At 61.1% G+C, this 20,097-nt stretch carries 16 protein-coding genes; 15 read left to right on the forward strand and 1 reads right to left on the reverse strand.

The genetic code is table 11. The annotated features are described in order from the left end of the window. Nucleotides 1-38 precede the first annotated feature (38 nt). The 13 genes from MMS95_RS17850 (at nucleotide 39) to lpxC (ending at nucleotide 16,128) form a co-directional block, all read left to right on the forward strand. The gene (locus MMS95_RS17850; RefSeq protein ID WP_004932790.1) at nucleotides 39-1,802 is read left to right on the forward strand and encodes a peptidoglycan glycosyltransferase FtsI; all 1,764 of its coding nucleotides are present in this window, start codon (nucleotides 39-41) and stop codon (nucleotides 1,800-1,802) included. Next, entirely contained in the window at nucleotides 1,789-3,276 is a 1,488-nt protein-coding gene (gene murE, locus MMS95_RS17855; RefSeq protein ID WP_015376646.1) for a UDP-N-acetylmuramoyl-L-alanyl-D-glutamate--2,6-diaminopimelate ligase, read from the forward strand. The genes MMS95_RS17850 and murE overlap by 14 nt, the downstream gene beginning before the upstream one ends. Then, the gene (gene murF, locus MMS95_RS17860; protein WP_049277355.1) at nucleotides 3,273-4,634 is read left to right on the forward strand and encodes a UDP-N-acetylmuramoyl-tripeptide--D-alanyl-D-alanine ligase; all 1,362 of its coding nucleotides are present in this window, start codon (nucleotides 3,273-3,275) and stop codon (nucleotides 4,632-4,634) included. Before murE ends, murF begins: the two co-directional genes overlap by 4 nt. Then, complete coding sequence (gene mraY / locus MMS95_RS17865; protein WP_004932782.1) at nucleotides 4,628-5,710, forward strand: phospho-N-acetylmuramoyl-pentapeptide-transferase; 1,083 nt, start codon at nucleotides 4,628-4,630, stop codon at nucleotides 5,708-5,710. The genes murF and mraY overlap by 7 nt, the downstream gene beginning before the upstream one ends. A 2-nt stretch (nucleotides 5,711-5,712) precedes the next feature. Next, nucleotides 5,713-7,032, forward strand: a complete 1,320-nt coding sequence (gene murD / locus MMS95_RS17870) for a UDP-N-acetylmuramoyl-L-alanine--D-glutamate ligase (protein WP_242142025.1) — start codon at nucleotides 5,713-5,715, stop codon at nucleotides 7,030-7,032. Then, nucleotides 7,029-8,231 (forward strand): cell division protein FtsW, encoded by a 1,203-nt coding sequence (gene ftsW / locus MMS95_RS17875; protein ID WP_015376649.1) that lies wholly within the window; start codon nucleotides 7,029-7,031, stop codon nucleotides 8,229-8,231. The genes murD and ftsW overlap by 4 nt, the downstream gene beginning before the upstream one ends. A 3-nt stretch (nucleotides 8,232-8,234) precedes the next feature. Beyond that, nucleotides 8,235-9,299 carry an undecaprenyldiphospho-muramoylpentapeptide beta-N-acetylglucosaminyltransferase gene (gene murG, locus MMS95_RS17880; protein ID WP_004932773.1) on the forward strand — a complete coding sequence of 355 codons (1,065 nt, stop codon included), beginning with the start codon at nucleotides 8,235-8,237 and terminating at the stop codon, nucleotides 9,297-9,299. Nucleotides 9,300-9,383: 84 nt separating this feature from the next. Continuing rightward, nucleotides 9,384-10,859: a UDP-N-acetylmuramate--L-alanine ligase gene (gene murC / locus MMS95_RS17885; protein WP_028127852.1), complete on the forward strand. Its 1,476-nt coding sequence runs from the start codon at nucleotides 9,384-9,386 to the stop codon at nucleotides 10,857-10,859. Next, on the forward strand, nucleotides 10,852-11,772 hold the full coding sequence (locus MMS95_RS17890; protein ID WP_242142028.1) for a D-alanine--D-alanine ligase: 921 nt from the start codon (nucleotides 10,852-10,854) through the stop codon (nucleotides 11,770-11,772). Before murC ends, MMS95_RS17890 begins: the two co-directional genes overlap by 8 nt. Before the next feature lies 1 nt (nucleotide 11,773). Next, entirely contained in the window at nucleotides 11,774-12,625 is an 852-nt protein-coding gene (gene ftsQ, locus MMS95_RS17895) for a cell division protein FtsQ (RefSeq protein ID WP_004932761.1), read from the forward strand. Further along, the gene (ftsA, locus tag MMS95_RS17900) at nucleotides 12,622-13,878 is read left to right on the forward strand and encodes a cell division protein FtsA (protein ID WP_004932758.1); all 1,257 of its coding nucleotides are present in this window, start codon (nucleotides 12,622-12,624) and stop codon (nucleotides 13,876-13,878) included. Before ftsQ ends, ftsA begins: the two co-directional genes overlap by 4 nt. 74 nt (nucleotides 13,879-13,952) lie before the next feature. Next, complete coding sequence (gene ftsZ, locus MMS95_RS17905; protein WP_004932757.1) at nucleotides 13,953-15,107, forward strand: cell division protein FtsZ; 1,155 nt, start codon at nucleotides 13,953-13,955, stop codon at nucleotides 15,105-15,107. A 103-nt stretch (nucleotides 15,108-15,210) separates the two neighbouring features. Next, nucleotides 15,211-16,128: a UDP-3-O-acyl-N-acetylglucosamine deacetylase gene (gene lpxC / locus MMS95_RS17910; protein WP_004932754.1), complete on the forward strand. Its 918-nt coding sequence runs from the start codon at nucleotides 15,211-15,213 to the stop codon at nucleotides 16,126-16,128. Nucleotides 16,129-16,232: 104 nt separating this feature from the next. Here lpxC and MMS95_RS17915 read toward each other — a convergent pair whose 3' ends face one another. Then, nucleotides 16,233-16,748: a DUF721 domain-containing protein gene (locus tag MMS95_RS17915; protein ID WP_004932751.1), complete on the reverse strand. Its 516-nt coding sequence runs from the start codon at nucleotides 16,746-16,748 to the stop codon at nucleotides 16,233-16,235. Between the two features lie 26 nt (nucleotides 16,749-16,774). Here MMS95_RS17915 and secM point away from each other — a divergent pair, with 26 nt between their 5' ends. Then, complete coding sequence (secM, locus tag MMS95_RS17920; RefSeq protein ID WP_088381238.1) at nucleotides 16,775-17,305, forward strand: secA translation cis-regulator SecM; 531 nt, start codon at nucleotides 16,775-16,777, stop codon at nucleotides 17,303-17,305. Nucleotides 17,306-17,387: 82 nt separating this feature from the next. Beyond that, nucleotides 17,388-20,096, forward strand: a complete 2,709-nt coding sequence (gene secA, locus MMS95_RS17925) for a preprotein translocase subunit SecA (RefSeq protein ID WP_004932741.1) — start codon at nucleotides 17,388-17,390, stop codon at nucleotides 20,094-20,096. Nucleotide 20,097: the final 1 nt, after the last annotated feature.

Raw genomic sequence — 20,097 nt, forward strand, 5'->3', positions numbered from 1 at the left:
TTTAACCGGAATAATGACACGGAGTAGAAAGGAAACGCATGAAAGCAGCGCGCCCCGGTAAGTTGAGACGCCAGGAAGATCAGGCCAGCTTTGTCAGCTGGCGTTTTGCGTTGCTGTGCGGCTGCATTTTGCTGGCGATGGTTGGCCTGATGTTGCGCGTCGCGTACCTGCAGGTCATCAACCCCGATCGTCTGGTGAAAGAAGGCGACATGCGTTCGCTGCGCGTGCAGGAAGTGCCGACCGCGCGCGGCATGATCAGCGATCGCGCCGGCCGTCCGTTGGCGGTCAGCGTGCCGGTGAATGCGGTGTGGGCCGATCCGAAAGAGCTGAACGAGCGCGGCGGCATCACGCTGGACAGCCGTTGGAAAGCGCTTTCCGATGCGCTGAACATCCCGCTGGACCAACTCTCCAACCGCATCAACGCCAACCCGAAAGGGCGCTTCGTTTATCTGGCGCGCCAGGTTAACCCGGCGATCGGCGACTACATCCACAAACTCAAGCTGCCGGGGATCTACCTGCGGCAGGAGTCGCGCCGTTACTATCCGGCAGGGCAGGTGACGTCGCACATCATCGGCGTGACCAACATCGACGGGCAAGGCATCGAAGGCGTCGAGAAGAGCTTCGACCGCTGGCTGACCGGGCAACCGGGCGAGAGAACGGTGCGTAAGGATCGTTTCGGCCGGGTGATCGAAGACATCTCCTCCGTCGACAGCCAGGCGGCGCACAACCTGGTGCTGAGCGTCGATGAGCGCCTGCAGGCGCTGGTGTATCGCGAGCTGAACAATGCGGTGGCGTTCAACAAGGCCGAATCGGGCACTGCGGTGCTGATCGATGTGAACACCGGCGAAGTGCTGGCGATGGCCAACAGCCCGTCTTACAACCCGAACAACATGGCCGGTACGCCGAAAGAAACCATGCGTAACCGCGCCATCACCGATATTTTTGAACCCGGTTCAACCGTGAAGCCAATGGTGGTGATGACCGCGCTGCAAAACGGCGTGGTGAGAGAAAACAGCGTGCTGAACACCATCCCGTATCGCATTCAGGGCCACGAGATCAAAGACGTGGCGCGGTACTCGGAGCTGTCATTGACCGGGATCTTGCAGAAGTCGAGTAACGTCGGTGTTTCAAAGCTGGCGTTAGCGATGCCGTCCTCAGCGTTAGTAGATACTTACTCTCGTTTTGGGCTGGGAAAAGCGACCAATTTGGGGCTGGTCGGAGAAAGCAGTGGCATATACCCAAAAAAACAACGGTGGTCTGACATAGAGAGGGCCACCTTCTCTTTCGGCTACGGGCTGATGGTAACTCCGTTACAGTTGGCGCGAGTCTATGCAACGATCGGCAGCCTGGGCGTGTATCGCCCATTGTCGATCACCAAGGTTGACCCTCCGGTCGCCGGCGAGCGCGTTTTCCCTGAACCTCTGGTGCGCACCGTGGTGCACATGATGGAAAGCGTGGCCTTGCCGGGCGGCGGCGGCGTAAAAGCCGCCATCAAGGGATACCGTATCGCCATCAAAACCGGTACTGCGAAAAAAGTGGGCCCGGACGGCAAATACGTCAACCGATACATCGCTTATACCGCCGGCGTCGCGCCGGCAAGTAACCCCCGTTTTGCCCTGGTGGTCGTCATCAACGACCCGCAGGGTGGGAAATACTATGGTGGCGCAATCTCCGCGCCGGTGTTCGGCGCCATCATGGGCGGCGTATTGCGCACCATGAACGTCGAGCCTGACGCGTTGCCCACCGGTGACAAAAGCGAATTAGTGATTAACAAGAAAGAGGGTTCAGGTGGCAGATCGTAATTTGCGCGACTTACTCGCCCCGTGGGTGCCGACGGCACCCGGGCGCGCGCTGCGGGAAATGACATTAGACAGCCGTGTGGCGGCTGCCGGGGATCTGTTTGTCGCCGTGGTCGGCCATCAAACGGATGGGCGCCGCTATATTCCGCAGGCCATCGCGCAGGGCGTCGCCGCTGTGATCGCCGAGGCTGACGGTCAGGCCGAAGACGGCGCCATCGTTGAGATGCACGGCGTGCCGGTGATCTACCTGAGCCAACTGAACCAGCGCCTTTCCGCGCTGGCCGGGCGTTTTTACCATCAGCCGGGCGAGCGCTTGCGCCTGGTCGGCGTGACCGGCACCAACGGCAAAACCACCACCACGCAGCTGCTGGCGCAGTGGAGCCAACTGCTGGGCGAAACCAGCGCGGTGATGGGCACCGTCGGCAACGGCCTGCTGGGCCAGGTGTGTCCGACCGAGAATACCACCGGTTCTGCGGTGGATGTTCAACACGTATTAAACGAGTTGGCGGAACAGGGCGCGACCTTCGCCGCCATGGAAGTTTCTTCCCACGGTTTGGTGCAACACCGGGTAGCGGCGCTGCCGTTCGCTGCGGCGGTCTTCACCAACCTGAGTCGCGATCACCTGGATTACCACGGTGATATGGCCAATTACGAAGCGGCCAAATGGTCGCTGTTCGCCGCCCACAACGTGGGGCAGGCGATCATCAACGCCGACGATGAAGTCGGTCAGCGCTGGCTCGGCAAATTGCCGGATGCGGTAGCGGTGACGATGCAGGACAACCTGCAGCCGGGCTGCCACGGCCGCTGGCTGAAAACCACGGCGGTCGACTATCACGACAACGGCGCGACTGTTCGTTTCAGCTCCAGCTGGGGCGACGGCGAGATCGAAAGCCGCCTGATGGGCGCGTTCAACGTCAGCAATCTGCTGTTGGCATTGGCGACGCTGCTGTCGTTGGGCTACCCGCTGGAGGCGCTGGTGGAAACCGGCAGCCGTCTGCAGCCGGTCTGCGGCCGCATGGAAGTGTTTAACGCGCCGGGCAAACCGACGGTAGTGGTGGATTACGCCCATACGCCGGATGCGCTGGAGAAAGCGCTGGAAGCCGCGCGTCTGCACTGCCAGGGGCAACTGTGGTGTGTGTTCGGCTGCGGCGGCGATCGCGACAAGGGCAAGCGTCCGCTGATGGGCGGCATCGCCGAGCAGTTCGCCGATCGCGTGGTGATCACCGATGACAACCCGCGCACCGAAGAGCCGCGCGCGATTATCAACGACATCCTGACCGGATTGCTGGACGCCGGGCAGGCGCTGGTGATCCACGGCCGCGCCGAAGCGGTGACCAGCGCCATCATGCAGGCGCAGGAGCAGGATGTGGTGCTGGTGGCGGGCAAAGGCCACGAAGATTATCAGCTGGTGGGCAACCGCCGCCTGGATTACTCCGACCGCACGACGGTCGCCCGACTGCTGGGGGTGCTGGCATGATCCCTGTCTCTCTTCAGACACTGGCTGAGGTATTGAGCGCTGAACTGGTGGGCGCCGATTGCCAAATTGTCGAGGTGACGACAGACACCCGCAAGGTGACCGCCGGTTGCCTGTTTGTGGCGCTGAAAGGCGAGCGTTTCGACGCGCACGACTTCGCGGCGGATGCCGTAGCCGCAGGCGCCGGGGCACTGCTGGTCAGTAAGCGCTTATCAGTGGACGCGCCGCAGCTGGTGGTGCAAGACACCCGTCTGGCGCTGGGCCAGCTTGGCGCCTGGGTGCGTCAACAGGTGCCGGCGCGCGTGGTAGCGCTGACCGGTTCCTCGGGCAAGACATCGGTGAAAGAAATGACCGCCGCCATTCTGCGTGAATGCGGCGAAGTGCTGTATACCGCCGGCAACTTCAATAACGACATCGGCGTGCCGCTGACGCTGTTGCGTCTGGAGCCGCAGCATGATTTTGCCGTGATAGAGCTGGGCGCTAACCACATTGGCGAAATTGCTTACACCACCGCATTGACGCGTCCGCAGACCGCTTTGGTGAACAACCTGGCGGCCGCGCACCTGGAAGGCTTCGGCTCGCTGGCCGGCGTCGCCCAGGCGAAAGGTGAAATCTTTACCGGCCTGCCGGCCGACGGCGTGGCGATCATCAACGCCGATAACAACGACTGGCCGCACTGGCAGAGCATGCTGGGCGGCAAAACCGTCTGGCGCTTCTCGCCACAGGCCGCCGAAGGCGTGGACTTCTTCGCGGACGACGTGCGGGTGAACGGCGCAGGCACGCAGTTTACGCTGCACAGCCCGTTCGGCAGCGCCGAGATCGCACTGCCGCTGCCGGGGCGCCACAACGTGGCCAACGCGCTGGCGGCCACGGCGCTGGCGATGTCGGTAGGCGCCACCCTGGAAGCGGTGCGTCAGGGGTTAAAACAATTGCAGGCGGTGCCGGGACGTTTGTTCCCGGTGGCGCTGGCCGAAAGCAAGCTGCTGCTGGACGACAGCTACAACGCCAACGTCGGGTCGATGACCGCGGCGGCGCAGGTGCTGGCGGAGATGCCGGGCTACCGCGTGATGGTGGTCGGCGATATGGCCGAGCTGGGCGCAGAAGCGGAAGAGTGCCACCGTCAGGTGGGCGAAGCCGCCCGTCTGGCCGGGGTCGACAAAGTGATCAGCGTCGGCGGGTTGAGCCGCGTGCTGAGCGAAGCCTCCGGCAACGGCGAACATTATCAGGACAAGACAGCAGTGATCGCGCGCGTGGCGGAATTACTGTCGGAACATGCGGTCATCACCGTGTTAATCAAAGGTTCACGTAGTGCCGCAATGGAGCAGGTAGTACGCGCGTTACAGGAGAAAGCACCATGTTAGTTTGGCTGGCCGAGCATTTGGTCAAGTATTACTCAGGCTTCAACGTCTTTTCTTATCTGACGTTCCGAGCCATTGTCAGCCTGCTGACCGCGCTGTTCCTGTCGCTGTGGATGGGCCCGCGGGTGATCAAGCGCCTGCAAGAAATGTCCTTCGGTCAGGTGGTGCGCAACGACGGCCCCGAGTCGCACTTCAGCAAGCGCGGCACGCCGACCATGGGCGGCATCATGATCCTGACCTCCATCACCATTTCGGTGCTGATGTGGGCTTACCCGTCCAACCCGTATGTCTGGTGCGTGCTGTTTGTGCTGGTGGGTTACGGCATCGTCGGTTTCGTCGACGACTACCGCAAGGTGGTGCGTAAGGACACCAAAGGACTGATCGCCCGCTGGAAGTATTTCTGGCAGTCGGTGATTGCGCTGATTGTCGCATTCGCCATGTACGCCGTAGGAAAAGACACGCCAGCCACCGAGCTGGTTGTGCCGTTCTTTAAGGACGTGATGCCGCAGCTGGGTCTGCTGTACATCCTGCTGGCCTATTTCGTCATCGTCGGCACCAGCAACGCGGTCAATCTGACCGACGGCCTGGACGGCCTGGCGATTATGCCGACGGTATTCGTGGCGGCCGGTTTCGCGCTGGTGGCCTGGGCGACCGGTAACATGAACTTCGCCAACTACCTGCATATTCCGTATCTGCGTCATGCCGGTGAGTTAGTGATCGTCTGCACCGCCATCGTCGGCGCCGGCCTCGGGTTCCTGTGGTTCAATACCTACCCGGCTCAGGTGTTTATGGGCGACGTCGGTTCGCTGGCGCTGGGCGGCGCGCTGGGCACCATCGCGGTGCTGCTGCGCCAGGAGTTCTTGTTGGTGATCATGGGCGGCGTGTTCGTAGTAGAGACGCTGTCGGTGATCCTGCAGGTGGGATCGTTCAAGCTGCGCGGACAACGCATTTTCCGCATGGCGCCGATTCACCACCACTATGAATTGAAAGGCTGGCCGGAGCCGCGCGTGATCGTGCGCTTCTGGATCATTTCGCTGATGCTGGTGCTGATTGGCCTGGCAACGCTGAAGGTGCGTTAATCATGGCAGACTATCAGGGTAGAAAAGTCGTCATCATCGGGTTGGGCCTCACCGGCCTGTCCTGTGTCGATTTCTTCATGGCGCGCGGCGTGACGCCGCGCGTGATGGATACCCGTATCGCGCCGCCAGGGTTGGACAAACTGCCTGAAAGCGTGGAGCGCCATCTGGGCGATCTGAACAAGGACTGGCTGCTGGCGGCGGATCTGATCGTCGCCAGCCCGGGCGTCGCGCTGGCGACCCCGGCATTGAGCGCCGCGGCGGAAGCCGGCGTGGAAATCGTCGGCGACGTCGAACTGTTCTGCCGCGAGGCGCAGGCGCCGATCGTGGCGATTACCGGCTCCAACGGCAAGAGCACCGTCACCACCCTGGTGGGTGAGATGGCGAAAGCCGCCGGTTGGGCGGTGGGCGTGGGCGGCAATATCGGCCTGCCGGCGCTGAGCCTGTTGCGCCAGGAATGTCAGCTTTACGTGCTGGAGCTGTCCAGCTTCCAGCTGGAAACGACGCATAGCCTGCGGGCGGCGGCGGCGACCATCCTGAACGTGACCGAAGATCATATGGATCGCTATCCGTTCGGCCTGCAGCAGTATCGCGGCGCCAAGCTGCGCGTGTATGAAAACGCCGCGGTGTGTGTGGTGAACGCGGACGATGCGCTGACCATGCCGGTGCGCGGCGCCGACGAACGCTGCGTCAGCTTCGGGGCGGACGTGGGTGACTATCACCTGAACCGTCAGCAGGGCGAAACCTGGCTGCGGGTGCGCGGTGAGAAGGTGCTGAATACGCGCGAGATGAAGCTGACCGGCCGCCACAACTACACCAACGCCCTGGCGGCGCTGGCGTTGGCGGATGCGGTCAATATCCCGCGTGCCTCCAGCCTGAAGGCGTTGACCACCTTCACCGGCCTGGCGCACCGCTTCCAGCTGGCCTGGGAGAACAACGGCGTGCGTTGGATCAACGATTCCAAAGCCACCAACGTCGGCAGCACCGAAGCGGCGCTGAACGGCCTGCAGGTGGACGGCACGCTGCATCTGCTGCTGGGCGGCGACGGCAAGTCCGCCGATTTCTCGCCGCTGGCGCGCTATCTGCAGGGCGACAACGTGCGGCTGTATTGCTTTGGCCGCGACGGCGCCCAGCTGGCGCAGCTGCGGCCGGAAGTGGCGACGCTGACCGAGACCATGGAGCAGGCGATGCGCACCATCGCCGGCCGCGTACAGCCCGGCGATATGGTGCTGTTGTCGCCGGCCTGCGCCAGTCTCGATCAGTTCCGTAATTTTGAAGTGCGCGGCGATGAGTTCGCCCGCCTGGCGCAGGAGCTTGGCGGATGAAACTACGCTTGCCGAACTTCGGGCTGACAGAACGGCTGAAAGACTGGGTGACCGGCGCGCGCGACAACGACGCGGTCAACATGGTGCTGTACGATCGCACCCTGCTGTGGCTGACCTTCGGGTTGGCGATCATCGGCTTCGTGATGGTGACCTCGGCGTCGATGCCGATCGGCCAACGCCTGGCGGACGATCCGTTCCTGTTCGCCAAACGCGATGCGCTGTACCTCGGCCTGGCGTTCGGCCTGTCGCTGGTGACGCTGCGCATCCCGATGGAAGTTTGGCAGCGCTACAGCAACGTGATGCTGCTGATGTCGATCGTGATGCTGCTGATCGTGCTGGTGGTGGGGAGCTCGGTGAACGGGGCCTCGCGCTGGATCGCGCTCGGCCCGCTGCGTATTCAGCCGGCGGAGCTGTCCAAGCTGTCGCTGTTCTGCTACCTGGCGAGCTATCTGGTGCGCAAGGTGGAAGAGGTGCGCAGCAACTTCTGGGGCTTCTGCAAGCCGATGGGCGTGATGGTGGTGCTGGCGGTGCTGCTGCTGGCGCAGCCGGACCTCGGCACCGTGGTGGTGCTGTTCATCACCACGCTGGCGATGCTGTTCCTGGCCGGCGCGAAAATGTGGCAGTTCCTGGCGATCATCGGCTCCGGCGTGTTCGCCGTGGTGCTGCTGATTATCGCGGAACCCTACCGTATGCGCCGCGTGACCTCGTTCTGGAACCCGTGGGCCGACCCGTTCGGCAGCGGCTACCAGTTGACCCAGTCGCTGATGGCATTCGGCCGCGGCGAGTTCTGGGGGCAGGGGCTCGGCAACTCGGTGCAGAAACTGGAGTATTTGCCGGAAGCGCACACCGACTTCATCTTCTCCATTTTGGGTGAAGAACTGGGCTATATCGGTGTGGTTTTAGCCCTGTTAATGGTATTCTTCGTCGCTTTTCGCGCGATGTCCATCGGGCGCCGCGCGCTGGAGATCGACCAACGCTTCTCCGGCTTCCTGGCCTGCGCGATCGGCGTGTGGTTCAGCTTCCAGGCGCTGGTTAACGTCGGCGCCGCCGCAGGCATGCTGCCGACCAAAGGTCTGACGCTGCCGCTGATCAGTTACGGCGGCTCGAGCTTGCTGATTATGTCGACGGCGATCGTGCTGTTGCTGCGAATTGATTATGAAACGCGCCTGACCAAGGCTCAGGCGTTTGTGAAGAGGTAAGGGATGAGCGGGAAACCTAAGCGTTTAATGGTGATGGCAGGCGGTACCGGCGGGCACGTGTTCCCGGGGCTGGCGGTCGCGCATCATCTGATGGCGCAGGGCTGGCAGGTGCGCTGGCTCGGAACCGCAGACCGAATGGAAGCCGATCTGGTGCCGAAGCACGGGATCGAGATTGATTTTATCCGCATCTCCGGCCTGCGCGGCAAAGGCCTGAAGGCCCAGTTGACGGCGCCGCTGCGGATCTGGCAGGCGGTGCGCCAGGCGAAAGCCATCATGCGCAGCTATCAGCCGGATGTGGTGCTGGGGATGGGGGGCTACGTTTCCGGCCCCGGCGGCCTGGCGGCCTGGCAGTGTGGCATCCCGGTGGTGCTGCACGAGCAGAACGGCATCGCCGGTTTGACCAACCGCTGGCTGGCGCGCATCGCCGCCAAAGTGATGCAGGCCTTCCCCGGCGCGTTCCCGAACGCCGAGGTGGTGGGCAACCCGGTACGTACCGACGTGTTGGCGCTACCGTTGCCGGCGGAGCGGTTGCAGGGGCGCGAAGGCCCGATCCGCGTGCTGGTGATTGGCGGAAGTCAGGGCGCGCGCGTGCTGAATCAGACAGTTCCTGAAGTCGCGGCGCGTTTGGGCGATAGAATTACGCTCTGGCATCAGGTTGGCAAGGGCGCGCTGGAAACGGTGCTGCGCGATTACGAAAGGGTAGGGCAGACGCAGCACAAGGTGACCGAGTTCATCGACGACATGGCCGCCGCCTATGCCTGGGCCGACGTGGTGGTCTGCCGCTCCGGCGCGTTGACCGTCAGCGAAATCGCGGCGGCGGGGCTGCCGGCGATCTTCGTGCCGTTCATGCATAAGGATCGTCAGCAGTACTGGAATGCGCGTCCGCTGGAAGAAGCCGGCGCGGCGAAGATTATCGAACAGCCGCAGTTCAACGCCGATGTGGTGGCCGAACTGCTGGCGAGCTGGGATCGCAAGACGCTGCTGGCCATGGCCGAGAAAGCGCGCGCGGTCGCCATTCCGGACGCCACCGAGCGCGTGGCGGCGGAGCTGGTGCGGCTCGCCAAGTAACGAGTGCAGGGGTTCGGTGCGCCGAACCTGAATAAAAGCAATGTGATGTAGGGCCGGGGTACCGGATCCGGATTAGAGAGAGTGATGAATACACAACAACTGGCGAAACTACGTACTATCGTGCCCGAGATGCGTCGCGTCCGGCACATTCACTTTGTCGGCATCGGTGGCGCCGGCATGGGTGGTATCGCCGAAGTGTTGGCAAACGAAGGGTATCAGATCAGCGGCTCCGACCTGGCGCCGAATCCGGTGACCCAACAGCTGAGCGCGCTCGGAGCGACGATTTATTTCAATCACCGTCCGGAAAACGTGCTGGATGCGAGCGTGGTGGTGGTCTCTACCGCCATCTCCGCCGACAACCCGGAGATCGTCGCCGCTCGTGAAGCGCGCATCCCGGTGATCCGCCGCGCTGAAATGCTGGCGGAGCTGATGCGTTTTCGTCACGGCATCGCTATTGCCGGCACGCACGGCAAAACCACCACCACGGCGATGGTCTCGAGCATTTATGCCGAAGCCCGCCTGGACCCGACCTTCGTCAACGGCGGGCTGGTGAAGGCGGCGGGTACCCACGCACGACTGGGGTCCAGCCGTTATCTGATCGCGGAAGCGGATGAGAGCGATGCGTCGTTCCTGCATCTGCAGCCGATGGTGGCCGTGGTCACCAACATTGAAGCCGACCACATGGACACGTACCAGGGCGACTTCGAGAACCTGAAGCAGACGTTTATCAATTTCTTGCACAACCTGCCGTTCTACGGCCGTGCGGTGATGTGCATTGACGATCCGGTGGTGCGTGAGCTGTTGCCGCGCGTGGGGCGCCATATCACCACCTACGGCTTCAGTGAGGATGCCGATGTGCGCATCGAAGACTACCGGCAGATTGGGCCGCAGGGGCACTTTACCCTGAGCCGTCAGGACAAACCGTTGCTGACGGTGACGCTGAACGCGCCGGGCCGCCACAATGCGTTGAACGCAGCGGCGGCGGTGGCGGTAGCGACCGAAGAAGGCATCGACGACGAAGATATCCTGCGCGCGCTGGCGGGCTTCCAGGGCACCGGGCGCCGCTTCGATTTCCTCGGCGAGTTCCCGCTGGAACCAGTCAACGGCAAAGCGGGCAGCGCGATGCTGGTGGACGATTACGGCCACCATCCGACCGAGGTGGACGCCACGCTGAAAGCGGCGCGCGCCGGCTGGCCGGACAAGCGTTTGGTGATGATCTTCCAGCCGCACCGTTATACGCGCACCCGCGATCTGTACGACGATTTCGCCAACGTGCTGTCGCAGGTGGATGTGCTGCTGATGCTTGACGTGTACGCCGCCGGCGAAGCGCCGATCCCGGGCGCGGACAGCCGTTCGCTGTGCCGCACCATCCGCAGCCGCGGCAAGCTGGATCCGATCCTGGTTTCCGATGCCGATAGCGTGCCGGAAACCCTGGCGCAGCTGCTGCAGGATGAAGACCTGGTGCTGGTGCAAGGCGCCGGCAACGTGGGCAAAATCGCCCGTAAACTGGCCGAGCTGAAGCTGCAGCCGCCGAAGAAAGAGGAGGAGCACCATGGCTGATAAAGTTGCAGTTCTGCTGGGCGGCACCTCCGCCGAACGCGAAGTTTCTCTGCAATCCGGCGCCGCGGTGCTGGCCGGGTTGCGCGAAGCCGGTATCGATGCGCACGGCGTCGACACCCGCGATTTCCCGGTGACCCAGTTGAAAGAGCAGGGATTCACCAAAGTATTTATCGCTCTGCACGGGCGCGGCGGCGAGGACGGCACCCTGCAAGGGCTGCTGGAGTTCCTCGAACTGCCTTATACCGGCAGCGGCGTGATGGCCTCGGCGCTGACCATGGACAAATGGCGCACCAAGATGGTGTGGCAGTCGATGGGCTTGCCGGTAGCGCCTTACGTGGCGCTGAATCGCCAGCTGTACCTCGGCGCCGAAAAAGCGGCGCTGCTGGCGCGCGTGGCGGCTCTCGGTTTGCCGCTGATCGTCAAGCCGAGCCGTGAAGGCTCCAGCGTCGGTATGAGCAAGGTCACCGAAAGCGCGGCGTTGGCAGCGGCGCTGGAAGAAGCCTTCCGCCATGACGACGATGTGCTGGTGGAGAAGTGGTTGAGCGGCCCGGAATACACCGTGGCGATGCTGGGCGACCAGGTTCTGCCGTCAATCCGCATCCAGCCGGTCGGCGTGTTTTACGACTACCAGGCCAAGTACATTTCGGACGACACGCAGTACTTCTGCCCGAGCGGTTTGAGTGCCGAGCAGGAAGCCGAGATGGCGGCGTTGGCGCTGCGCGCCTACCGCGGTCTGGACTGCAGCGGCTGGGGCCGCGTCGACGTGATGCAAGACAGCGATGGCCGCTTCTATCTGCTTGAGGTGAACACCTCTCCGGGCATGACCAGTCATAGCCTGGTGCCGATGGCGGCGCGCCAGTTTGGATTAAGCTTCTCGCAGTTGGTGGCGAGAATTTTGGAGTTGGCCGACTGATATGTCGCAAGCTGCCCTGAATGCGCGCGATCGCGAGGTGGATAACGGCCCGCGCCGCAGCAATGGAACCCAGTTGGCGGGAATGATTTTCCTGCTGATGGTGTTGGGAACGGTCGTGTGGAGCGGTTGGGCGGTGCTTGGCTGGATGAAAGACGCCAGCCGCCTGCCGCTCTCAAGGCTGGTGGTGACCGGCGAACGCCATTACACCACCAACGATGATATTCGTCAGGCGATCCTGGCGCTGGGCGCACCCGGCACCTTTATGACGCAGGATGTGGACGTCATCCAGCAGCAGATCGAACGTCTGCCGTGGATCAAGCAGGCCAGCGTGCGCAAACAATGGCCGGATGAGCTGAAGATCCATCTGGTGGAGTACGTCCCGGTGGCGCGCTGGAACGATTTGCACATGGTGGACGCTGAGGGCAAAGCGTTCAGCGTACCGGCGGAGCGGGCGGGCAAGCAGAAGTTGCCGCTGCTCTACGGGCCGGAAGGGAGCGAGCAGGATGTGCTGGAAGGCTATCGGGCGATGAGCGCCACGTTGGCGGCCAGCAAATATACGCTGAAAATGGCGGCGATGACCGCGCGCCATTCCTGGCAGCTGGCGCTGGACAACGATGTCCGGCTTGAGCTGGGGCGCGATGACCGCAACGGGCGTTTGCAGCGGTTTATCGAGCTTTACCCGGTATTGCAGCAGCAGGGCCAGGCGGAGAGCAAGCGTGTCAGCTATGTCGATCTGCGCTACGAGTCCGGCGCTTCGGTAGGGTGGGCTCCGGTGTTGGTCGATCCGCAGGCGCTTGGCGGTCAGCAAAACAGTAATCAGCAACAGAATCAGGCACAGGCAAAACAACAATGATCAAGTCGACGGACAGAAAACTGGTAGTTGGACTGGAGATCGGTACTGCAAAAGTCTCCGCGTTGGTAGGGGAAGTTCTGCCCGATGGCATGGTCAACATTATCGGGGTGGGCAGCTGCCCGTCTCGCGGTATGGATAAGGGTGGCGTAAACGACCTGGAATCGGTGGTGAAGTGCGTACAGCGCGCCATCGATCAGGCCGAGCTGATGGCGGACTGCCAGATCTCTTCGGTGTACCTGGCGCTGTCGGGCAAACACATCAGCTGCCAGAACGAAATCGGCATGGTGCCGATCTCGGAAGAGGAAGTGACGCAGGATGACGTGGAGAATGTGGTGCACACCGCCAAATCGGTGCGCGTGCGCGACGAACACCGTATCCTGCACGTGATCCCTCAGGAATACGCCATCGATTATCAGGAAGGCATCAAAAACCCGGTTGGGCTGTCCGGCGTGCGCATGCAGGCCAAGGTGCATCTGATTACCTGCCATAACGATATGGCGAAGAACATCGTCAAGGCCGTGGAACGTTGCGGCCTGAAAGTTGACCAACTTATTTTCGCCGGTCTGGCCGCGAGCTACGCGGTGCTGACCGAAGATGAACGCGAACTCGGCGTTTGCGTGGTGGATATCGGCGGCGGCACCATGGATATGGCGGTGTATACCGGCGGTGCGCTGCGCCACACCAAAGTGATCCCTTATGCCGGGAACGTGGTCACCAGCGATATCGCCTACGCCTTCGGCACGCCGCCGACCGATGCGGAAGCGATTAAAGTTCGACACGGTTGTGCGCTTGGGTCGATTGTTAGCAAGGATGAGAATGTAGAGGTGCCTAGCGTCGGGGGACGTCCTCCGCGCAGTCTGCAAAGACAGACGCTGGCTGAAGTCATTGAGCCACGCTACACCGAACTGTTGAATCTGGTTAACGATGAAATTTTGCAATTGCAGGAGCAACTGCGTCAGCAAGGGGTGAAGCATCATCTGGCGGCAGGTATCGTGCTGACCGGTGGCGCCGCCCAGATTGATGGCCTGGCAGCCTGTGCGCAACGGGTGTTCCACACTCAGGTACGCATCGGCCAACCCTTGAACATCACGGGTCTGACGGATTATGCGCAGGAGCCTTACTACTCGACGGCGGTAGGTCTGCTGCACTATGGAAAAGAGTCTCACCTGAGCGGTGAGACAGAAGTAGAAAAACGCGCCTCGGTGGGCAATTGGTTTAAACGCATCAATAGCTGGCTGAGAAAAGAGTTTTAATGTTTCAACAAAGAGATCATGCTGAGTAATCTTTTTATGATCTCGCAGCGACAGGCACAAAACGGAGAGAAACTATGTTTGAACCAATGGAACTAACCAATGACGCGGTGATTAAAGTCATCGGCGTCGGCGGCGGCGGTGGCAACGCCGTTGAACACATGGTGCGCGAGCGCATCGAAGGTGTTGAATTCTTCGCTGTGAACACGGACGCCCAGGCGCTCCGCAAAACGGCGGTTGGCCAAACCATCCAGATTGGTAGCGGTATTACCAAAGGTCTGGGTGCGGGCGCGAACCCTGAGGTGGGTCGCAATTCAGCGGAAGAAGACCGCGAAGCCCTGCGCGCAGCGCTGGACGGCGCAGACATGGTCTTCATCGCAGCCGGCATGGGCGGCGGTACCGGTACCGGTGCGGCGCCAGTGGTGGCTGAAGTGGCTAAAGATTTGGGTATTCTGACCGTGGCCGTGGTGACCAAGCCTTTCAACTTCGAAGGCAAGAAGCGCATGGCATTCGCGGAGCAGGGTATCGCTGAACTGTCCAAACACGTGGACTCGCTGATCACCATCCCGAACGACAAGCTGTTGAAAGTTCTGGGGCGTGGCATCTCTCTGCTGGACGCGTTCGGCGCGGCCAACGACGTGCTGAAAGGCGCGGTGCAGGGTATCGCCGAGCTGATCACCCGTCCGGGCCTGATGAACGTCGACTTCGCCGACGTGCGCACCGTGATGTCCGAAATGGGCTACGCGATGATGGGTTCCGGCGTGGCTTGCGGTGAAGACCGCGCCGAAGAAGCGGCCGAAATGGCGATCTCCAGCCCGCTGCTGGAAGACATCGACCTGTCCGGCGCGCGCGGCGTGCTGGTCAACATTACCGCTGGTTTCGATCTGCGTCTGGATGAGTTCGAAACTGTGGGTAACACCATCCGTGCGTTCGCTTCCGACAACGCTACCGTGGTTATCGGTACCTCGCTGGATCCGGAAATGAACGACGAACTGCGCGTTACCGTGGTTGCAACCGGTATCGGTATGGACAAGCGTCCTGAAATCACTCTGGTGACCAATAAGCAGGCCAGCCAGCCAGTGATGGATCACCGTTATCAGCAGCACGGCATGTCGCCTCTGCCGCAGGAAGTGAAACCTGCCGCCAAGGTGGTCAACGACCAAGCTGCGCAGCCGAATAAAGAGCCCGACTATCTTGATATTCCAGCCTTCCTGCGTAAACAGGCAGACTAAGAATATCCTGAGAATTTGGAATCTCCGCTCTTTGTGCTAAACTGTCCCGCCGGCCATGCTGTATGCTTGGCTGGTAGGATGGATAACATTGCGAGATAAAACGATGATCAAACAAAGGACATTAAAACGTATTGTTCAGGCGACTGGCGTCGGTTTGCATACCGGCAAGAAAGTCACGCTGACAATGCGCCCAGCGCCGGCTAATACCGGGGTCATCTATCGTCGCACTGACTTGAATCCACCGGTTGATTTTCCGGCTGATGCAAAATCCGTGCGTGATACCATGCTCTGTACTTGCCTGGTGAATGAGCATGACGTGCGTATTTCGACCGTTGAGCACCTCAACGCCGCGCTGGCTGGGCTGGGCATCGACAATATCGTCATCGAAGTCGACGCCGCTGAAATCCCAATCATGGACGGCAGCGCCAGTCCGTTCGTGTTCTTGCTGCTGGATGCCGGCATCGAAGAACTGAACTCGGCGAAGAAATTCCTGCGTCTGAAAGAGACCGTGCGTGTTGAAGATGGCGACAAATGGGCCGAGCTGTCCCCGCATAACGGGTTCCGCCTGGACTTCACCATCGACTTCAACCACCCGGCTATCGACGCCAGCTCTCAGCGCTACCGTCTTGATTTCTCGGCTGAGTCGTTCGTGCGTCAAATCAGCCGCGCGCGCACCTTCGGGTTCATGCGCGATATCGAATATCTGCAGTCCCGCGGCTTGGCCCTGGGCGGCAGCTTCGATTGCGCCATCGTGGTAGATGACTACCGCGTGCTGAACGAAGACGGTCTGCGTTTCGAAGACGAGTTCGTACGTCACAAAATGCTGGACGCCATCGGCGACCTGTTCATGTGCGGCCACAACATCATTGGCGCGTTCACCGCGTTCAAGTCTGGGCACGCGCTGAACAACAAACTGCTGCAGGCCGTACTGGCCAAGCAGGAAGCGTGGGAATACGTGACCTTCCAGGACGAAGCCGAAATGCCGTTGGCATTCAAGGCACCGTCTACCGTATTGGCGTAAGGTCTGAATTCCTCGCCTGCTGCGAATAACGGCAGGCGCATCCTCTGAGAGCCTGAGAATTCAGGCTCGTGATGCCGTCTGATGTTTTGCAGTTGTGTCGCTGATTACTTATCACGACTGGTTGTGTTGGTACCCTCTCCGGCCAATGCAGCCAGCCGTTCCAATATCTTGCGCAGTTTCTCCGGGCTACGGCTCGCCAATCCTCTCAGCTCTTCCGCACTTTCCAGACTCAAATGCCGCATCGGCACGGGTTTTTCCGGCGCTTTCTCGGCGTTTTGCACCTGGTTGCTGCCTTTCGCCATCAAGGCCGGATTAATCCTGATGTCGATCGACGACAATGATGGTAGAATTTGCGCTCGTAGTGCAGACAGCAAAGCGGGTTGTTCGTAGCGCAAGCGCATCATCCAACTGGCATTTGCCGTTTCGAGCACTAAAATACCCTGTCGGAAATTCGCGACGCGGCACCAGGGATGCAGGGGAGCGGGCAACAGGCCCTTCACTGCACGGTTAAGCTTGAGCAGCGCCACCGCGCGTTGCTGGACGTTATGCAGCGGCCCTTTGCTGCCGGCAGACGCGTCGTCGAACAGGACATCTAATAATTGTGGACGGCTATCGCGCATAATGGGCTCCGGCGGATTATAAACTCGTGATCGGTATTCTAAATCGTTGGCGACAATTTGGCAGACGTTATTTCTGGCCCCATCTCCTGTTAGGGATGGTTGCGGCCACGCTTGGCGCGTCTTCCAATTTGTCCGGCGCTCCCGATCAGGCCGCACTGCCGAATACGTCGTCCAGCCTTAACCGGCAAAATTCGGCCAACGGCACCTTCACCAGCCTGGCCCTGCTGCAGGACGCGCACCGCCGCCCTACCTTCAGCGTAGATTATTGGCAGCAGCATGCACTGCGCACCGTCATTCGTCACCTCTCTTTCGCGCTGGCGCCGCAGGTGGTTTATGCGCGGGTACAGGAGAGCGAAGTCGAAGCGGAACCGCCTTTGCAGGTAGCGCAACTGGCGCTGCTGTCTACCCTCAATGCGCTGCTGACGCATGAGCCGAAGCCACCGACCATCATTCGTCACACCCACCTTGAGGTGCTGCCAACGCTGGCGCGGCACCAGACCGGCCTGTGGGTGGCTCAGGTGCAAGGCATTCGCGCCGGGCCCGTCGTTCTCGTCTGACTCCGCCCTTAGGGCATAAAAACCATAAATAATAGCAAGTTGACTGCCGCCTTCGGCCGTCATGACAGAGATATCAAACATCATGTTAGTGAAATTATTAACCAAAGTTTTTGGCAGCCGTAACGATCGTACCCTGCGCCGCATGCGCAAAGTGGTTGAGCAGATCAACCGCATGGAACCGGACATGGAAAAACTGTCCGATGACGAGCTGAAAGCGAAAACCAACGAGTTCCGCGCACGCCTGGAAAAAGGCGAGTCGCTGGAAAGCCTGATCCCGGAAGCCTTCGCCGTGGTGCGCGAGGCGAGCAAGCGCGTGTTCGGCATGCGTCACTTCGACGTGCAGCTGCTGGGCGGCATGGTGCTGAACGACCGCTGCATCGCCGAGATGCGTACCGGTGAAGGTAAAACCCTGACCGCGACGCTGCCGGCCTACCTGAACGCCCTGAGCGGCCGCGGCGTGCACGTGGTGACCGTCAACGACTATCTGGCGCAGCGTGACGCCGAAAACAACCGCCCGCTGTTCGAGTTCCTCGGCCTGAGCATCGGCATCAACCTGCCGGGCATGCCGGCGCCGGCCAAGCGTGAAGCTTACGCCGCCGACATCACCTACGGCACCAACAACGAATACGGCTTCGACTACCTGCGCGACAACATGGCGTTCAGCCCGGAAGAGCGCGTGCAGCGCAAACTGCACTATGCGCTGGTGGATGAGGTGGACTCCATCCTGATCGATGAAGCGCGTACGCCGCTGATCATCTCCGGCCCGGCCGAAGACAGCTCCGAGATGTACATCAAGGTCAACAAGCTGATCCCTAAACTGATCCGCCAGGAAAAAGAAGACTCCGACACCTTCAAGGGTGAAGGGCACTTCTCGGTGGATGAGAAGGCGCGCCAGGTCCACCTGACCGAACGCGGCCTGATCCTGATCGAAGAGATGCTGGTGGAAGCCGGCATCATGGATGAAGGCGAATCGCTGTACTCGCCGACCAACATCATGCTGATGCACCACGTTACCGCCGCGCTGCGCGCCCACGTGCTGTTCACCCGCGACGTTGACTACATCGTGAAAGACGGCGAAGTGATCATCGTCGACGAACACACCGGCCGCACCATGCAGGGCCGCCGTTGGTCCGATGGCCTGCACCAGGCGGTGGAAGCCAAAGAAGGCGTGGAGATCCAGAACGAGAACCAGACGCTGGCTTCGATCACCTTCCAGAACTACTTCCGTCTGTACGAGAAGCTGGCCGGGATGACCGGTACCGCCGATACCGAAGCCTTCGAATTCAGCTCGATCTACAAGCTGGACACCATCGTGGTGCCAACCAACCGTCCGATGATCCGTAAGGACATGCCGGATCTGGTATACATGACTGAGAAAGAGAAGATCGGCGCCATCATCGAGGACATCCGCGAGCGTACCGCCAAAGGCCAACCGGTGCTGGTGGGTACCATCTCAATCGAGAAATCCGAAGTGGTGTCCCGTGAGCTGACCAAAGCGGGCATCGACCACAAGGTGCTGAACGCCAAATTCCACGCCATGGAAGCGGACATCGTCGCCCAGGCCGGCCAGAGCGGTGCGGTAACCATCGCCACCAACATGGCGGGTCGTGGTACCGATATCGTGCTGGGCGGCAGCTGGCAGGCCGAAGTGGCGCTGCTGGAAGCGCCGACCGAAGAGCAGATCGAAGCCATCAAAGCCGCCTGGAAAGAGCGCCACGACGCGGTGCTGGCGGCGGGCGGCCTGCATATCATCGGCACCGAGCGCCATGAATCGCGCCGTATCGATAACCAGCTGCGCGGCCGTTCCGGTCGTCAGGGCGACGCCGGTTCATCCCGCTTCTACCTGTCGATGGAAGATGCCCTGATGCGTATCTTCGCCTCGGATCGCGTGTCCGGCATGATGCGTAAACTGGGCATGAAAGAAGGCGAAGCGATTGAGCACCCGTGGGTGACCAAGGCGATCGCCAATGCCCAGCGTAAGGTAGAGAGCCGCAACTTCGACATCCGTAAGCAGCTGCTGGAGTACGATGACGTCGCCAACGATCAGCGCCGCGCCATCTACAGCCAACGCAACGAATTGCTGGACGTGTCCGACGTGAGCGAAACCATCGCCAGCATCCGCGAGGACGTGTTCAAGAGCACCATCGACAACTACATCACGCCGCAGTCGCTGGAAGAAGAGTGGGACATTCAGGGGCTGGAAGAGCGCCTGAAGAACGACTTCGATCTGGAGATGCCGATCGCCCAGTGGCTGGACAAAGAGCCGGAGCTGCACGAAGAGACGCTGCGCGAACGCATTCTGGAGAACGCCAAAGAGCAGTATCAGCGTAAGGAAGAAGTGGTCGGCAGCGAGATGATGCGCAACTTCGAGAAGGGCGTGATGCTGCAGACGCTGGATTCCCTGTGGAAAGAGCATCTGGCGGCGATGGACTACCTGCGCCAGGGTATCCACCTGCGCGGTTACGCGCAGAAGGATCCGAAGCAGGAGTACAAGCGTGAATCCTTCAACATGTTCGCCACTATGCTGGAATCGCTGAAATATGAAGTGATCAGCGTGCTGAGCAAGGTACAGGTGCGGATGCCGGAAGAGGTGGAAGCGCTGGAACAGCAGCGCCGTGAAGAGGCCGAGCGTCTGGCGCAGCAGCAACAGCTGAGCCACCACGACGAGAACGCGCTGGTGACTGAAGATCCGAACGCGCCGGCGACCGCCGAGCGTAAAGTGGGGCGTAACGATCCTTGCCCATGCGGTTCCGGCAAGAAATACAAGCAGTGCCACGGCCGCCTGCAGTAAT

The organism is Serratia sp. PGPR-27 (assembly GCF_022678525.1).
Taxonomy (GTDB): domain Bacteria; phylum Pseudomonadota; class Gammaproteobacteria; order Enterobacterales; family Enterobacteriaceae; genus Serratia; species Serratia nematodiphila.

Coding starts and splice junctions, on each gene's coding strand:
- MMS95_RS17850 (WP_004932790.1), top strand. CDS start 39: ATGAAAGCAGCGCGCCCCGGTAAGTTGAGACGCCAGGAAGATCAGGCC.
- murF (WP_049277355.1), top strand. CDS start 3,273: ATGATCCCTGTCTCTCTTCAGACACTGGCTGAGGTATTGAGCGCTGAA.
- mraY (WP_004932782.1), top strand. CDS start 4,628: ATGTTAGTTTGGCTGGCCGAGCATTTGGTCAAGTATTACTCAGGCTTC.
- murD (WP_242142025.1), top strand. CDS start 5,713: ATGGCAGACTATCAGGGTAGAAAAGTCGTCATCATCGGGTTGGGCCTC.
- ftsW (WP_015376649.1), top strand. CDS start 7,029: ATGAAACTACGCTTGCCGAACTTCGGGCTGACAGAACGGCTGAAAGAC.
- murG (WP_004932773.1), top strand. CDS start 8,235: ATGAGCGGGAAACCTAAGCGTTTAATGGTGATGGCAGGCGGTACCGGC.
- murC (WP_028127852.1), top strand. CDS start 9,384: ATGAATACACAACAACTGGCGAAACTACGTACTATCGTGCCCGAGATG.
- MMS95_RS17890 (WP_242142028.1), top strand. CDS start 10,852: ATGGCTGATAAAGTTGCAGTTCTGCTGGGCGGCACCTCCGCCGAACGC.
- ftsQ (WP_004932761.1), top strand. CDS start 11,774: ATGTCGCAAGCTGCCCTGAATGCGCGCGATCGCGAGGTGGATAACGGC.
- ftsA (WP_004932758.1), top strand. CDS start 12,622: ATGATCAAGTCGACGGACAGAAAACTGGTAGTTGGACTGGAGATCGGT.
- ftsZ (WP_004932757.1), top strand. CDS start 13,953: ATGTTTGAACCAATGGAACTAACCAATGACGCGGTGATTAAAGTCATC.
- lpxC (WP_004932754.1), top strand. CDS start 15,211: ATGATCAAACAAAGGACATTAAAACGTATTGTTCAGGCGACTGGCGTC.
- MMS95_RS17915 (WP_004932751.1), bottom strand. CDS start 16,748: ATGCGCGATAGCCGTCCACAATTATTAGATGTCCTGTTCGACGACGCG.
- secA (WP_004932741.1), top strand. CDS start 17,388: ATGTTAGTGAAATTATTAACCAAAGTTTTTGGCAGCCGTAACGATCGT.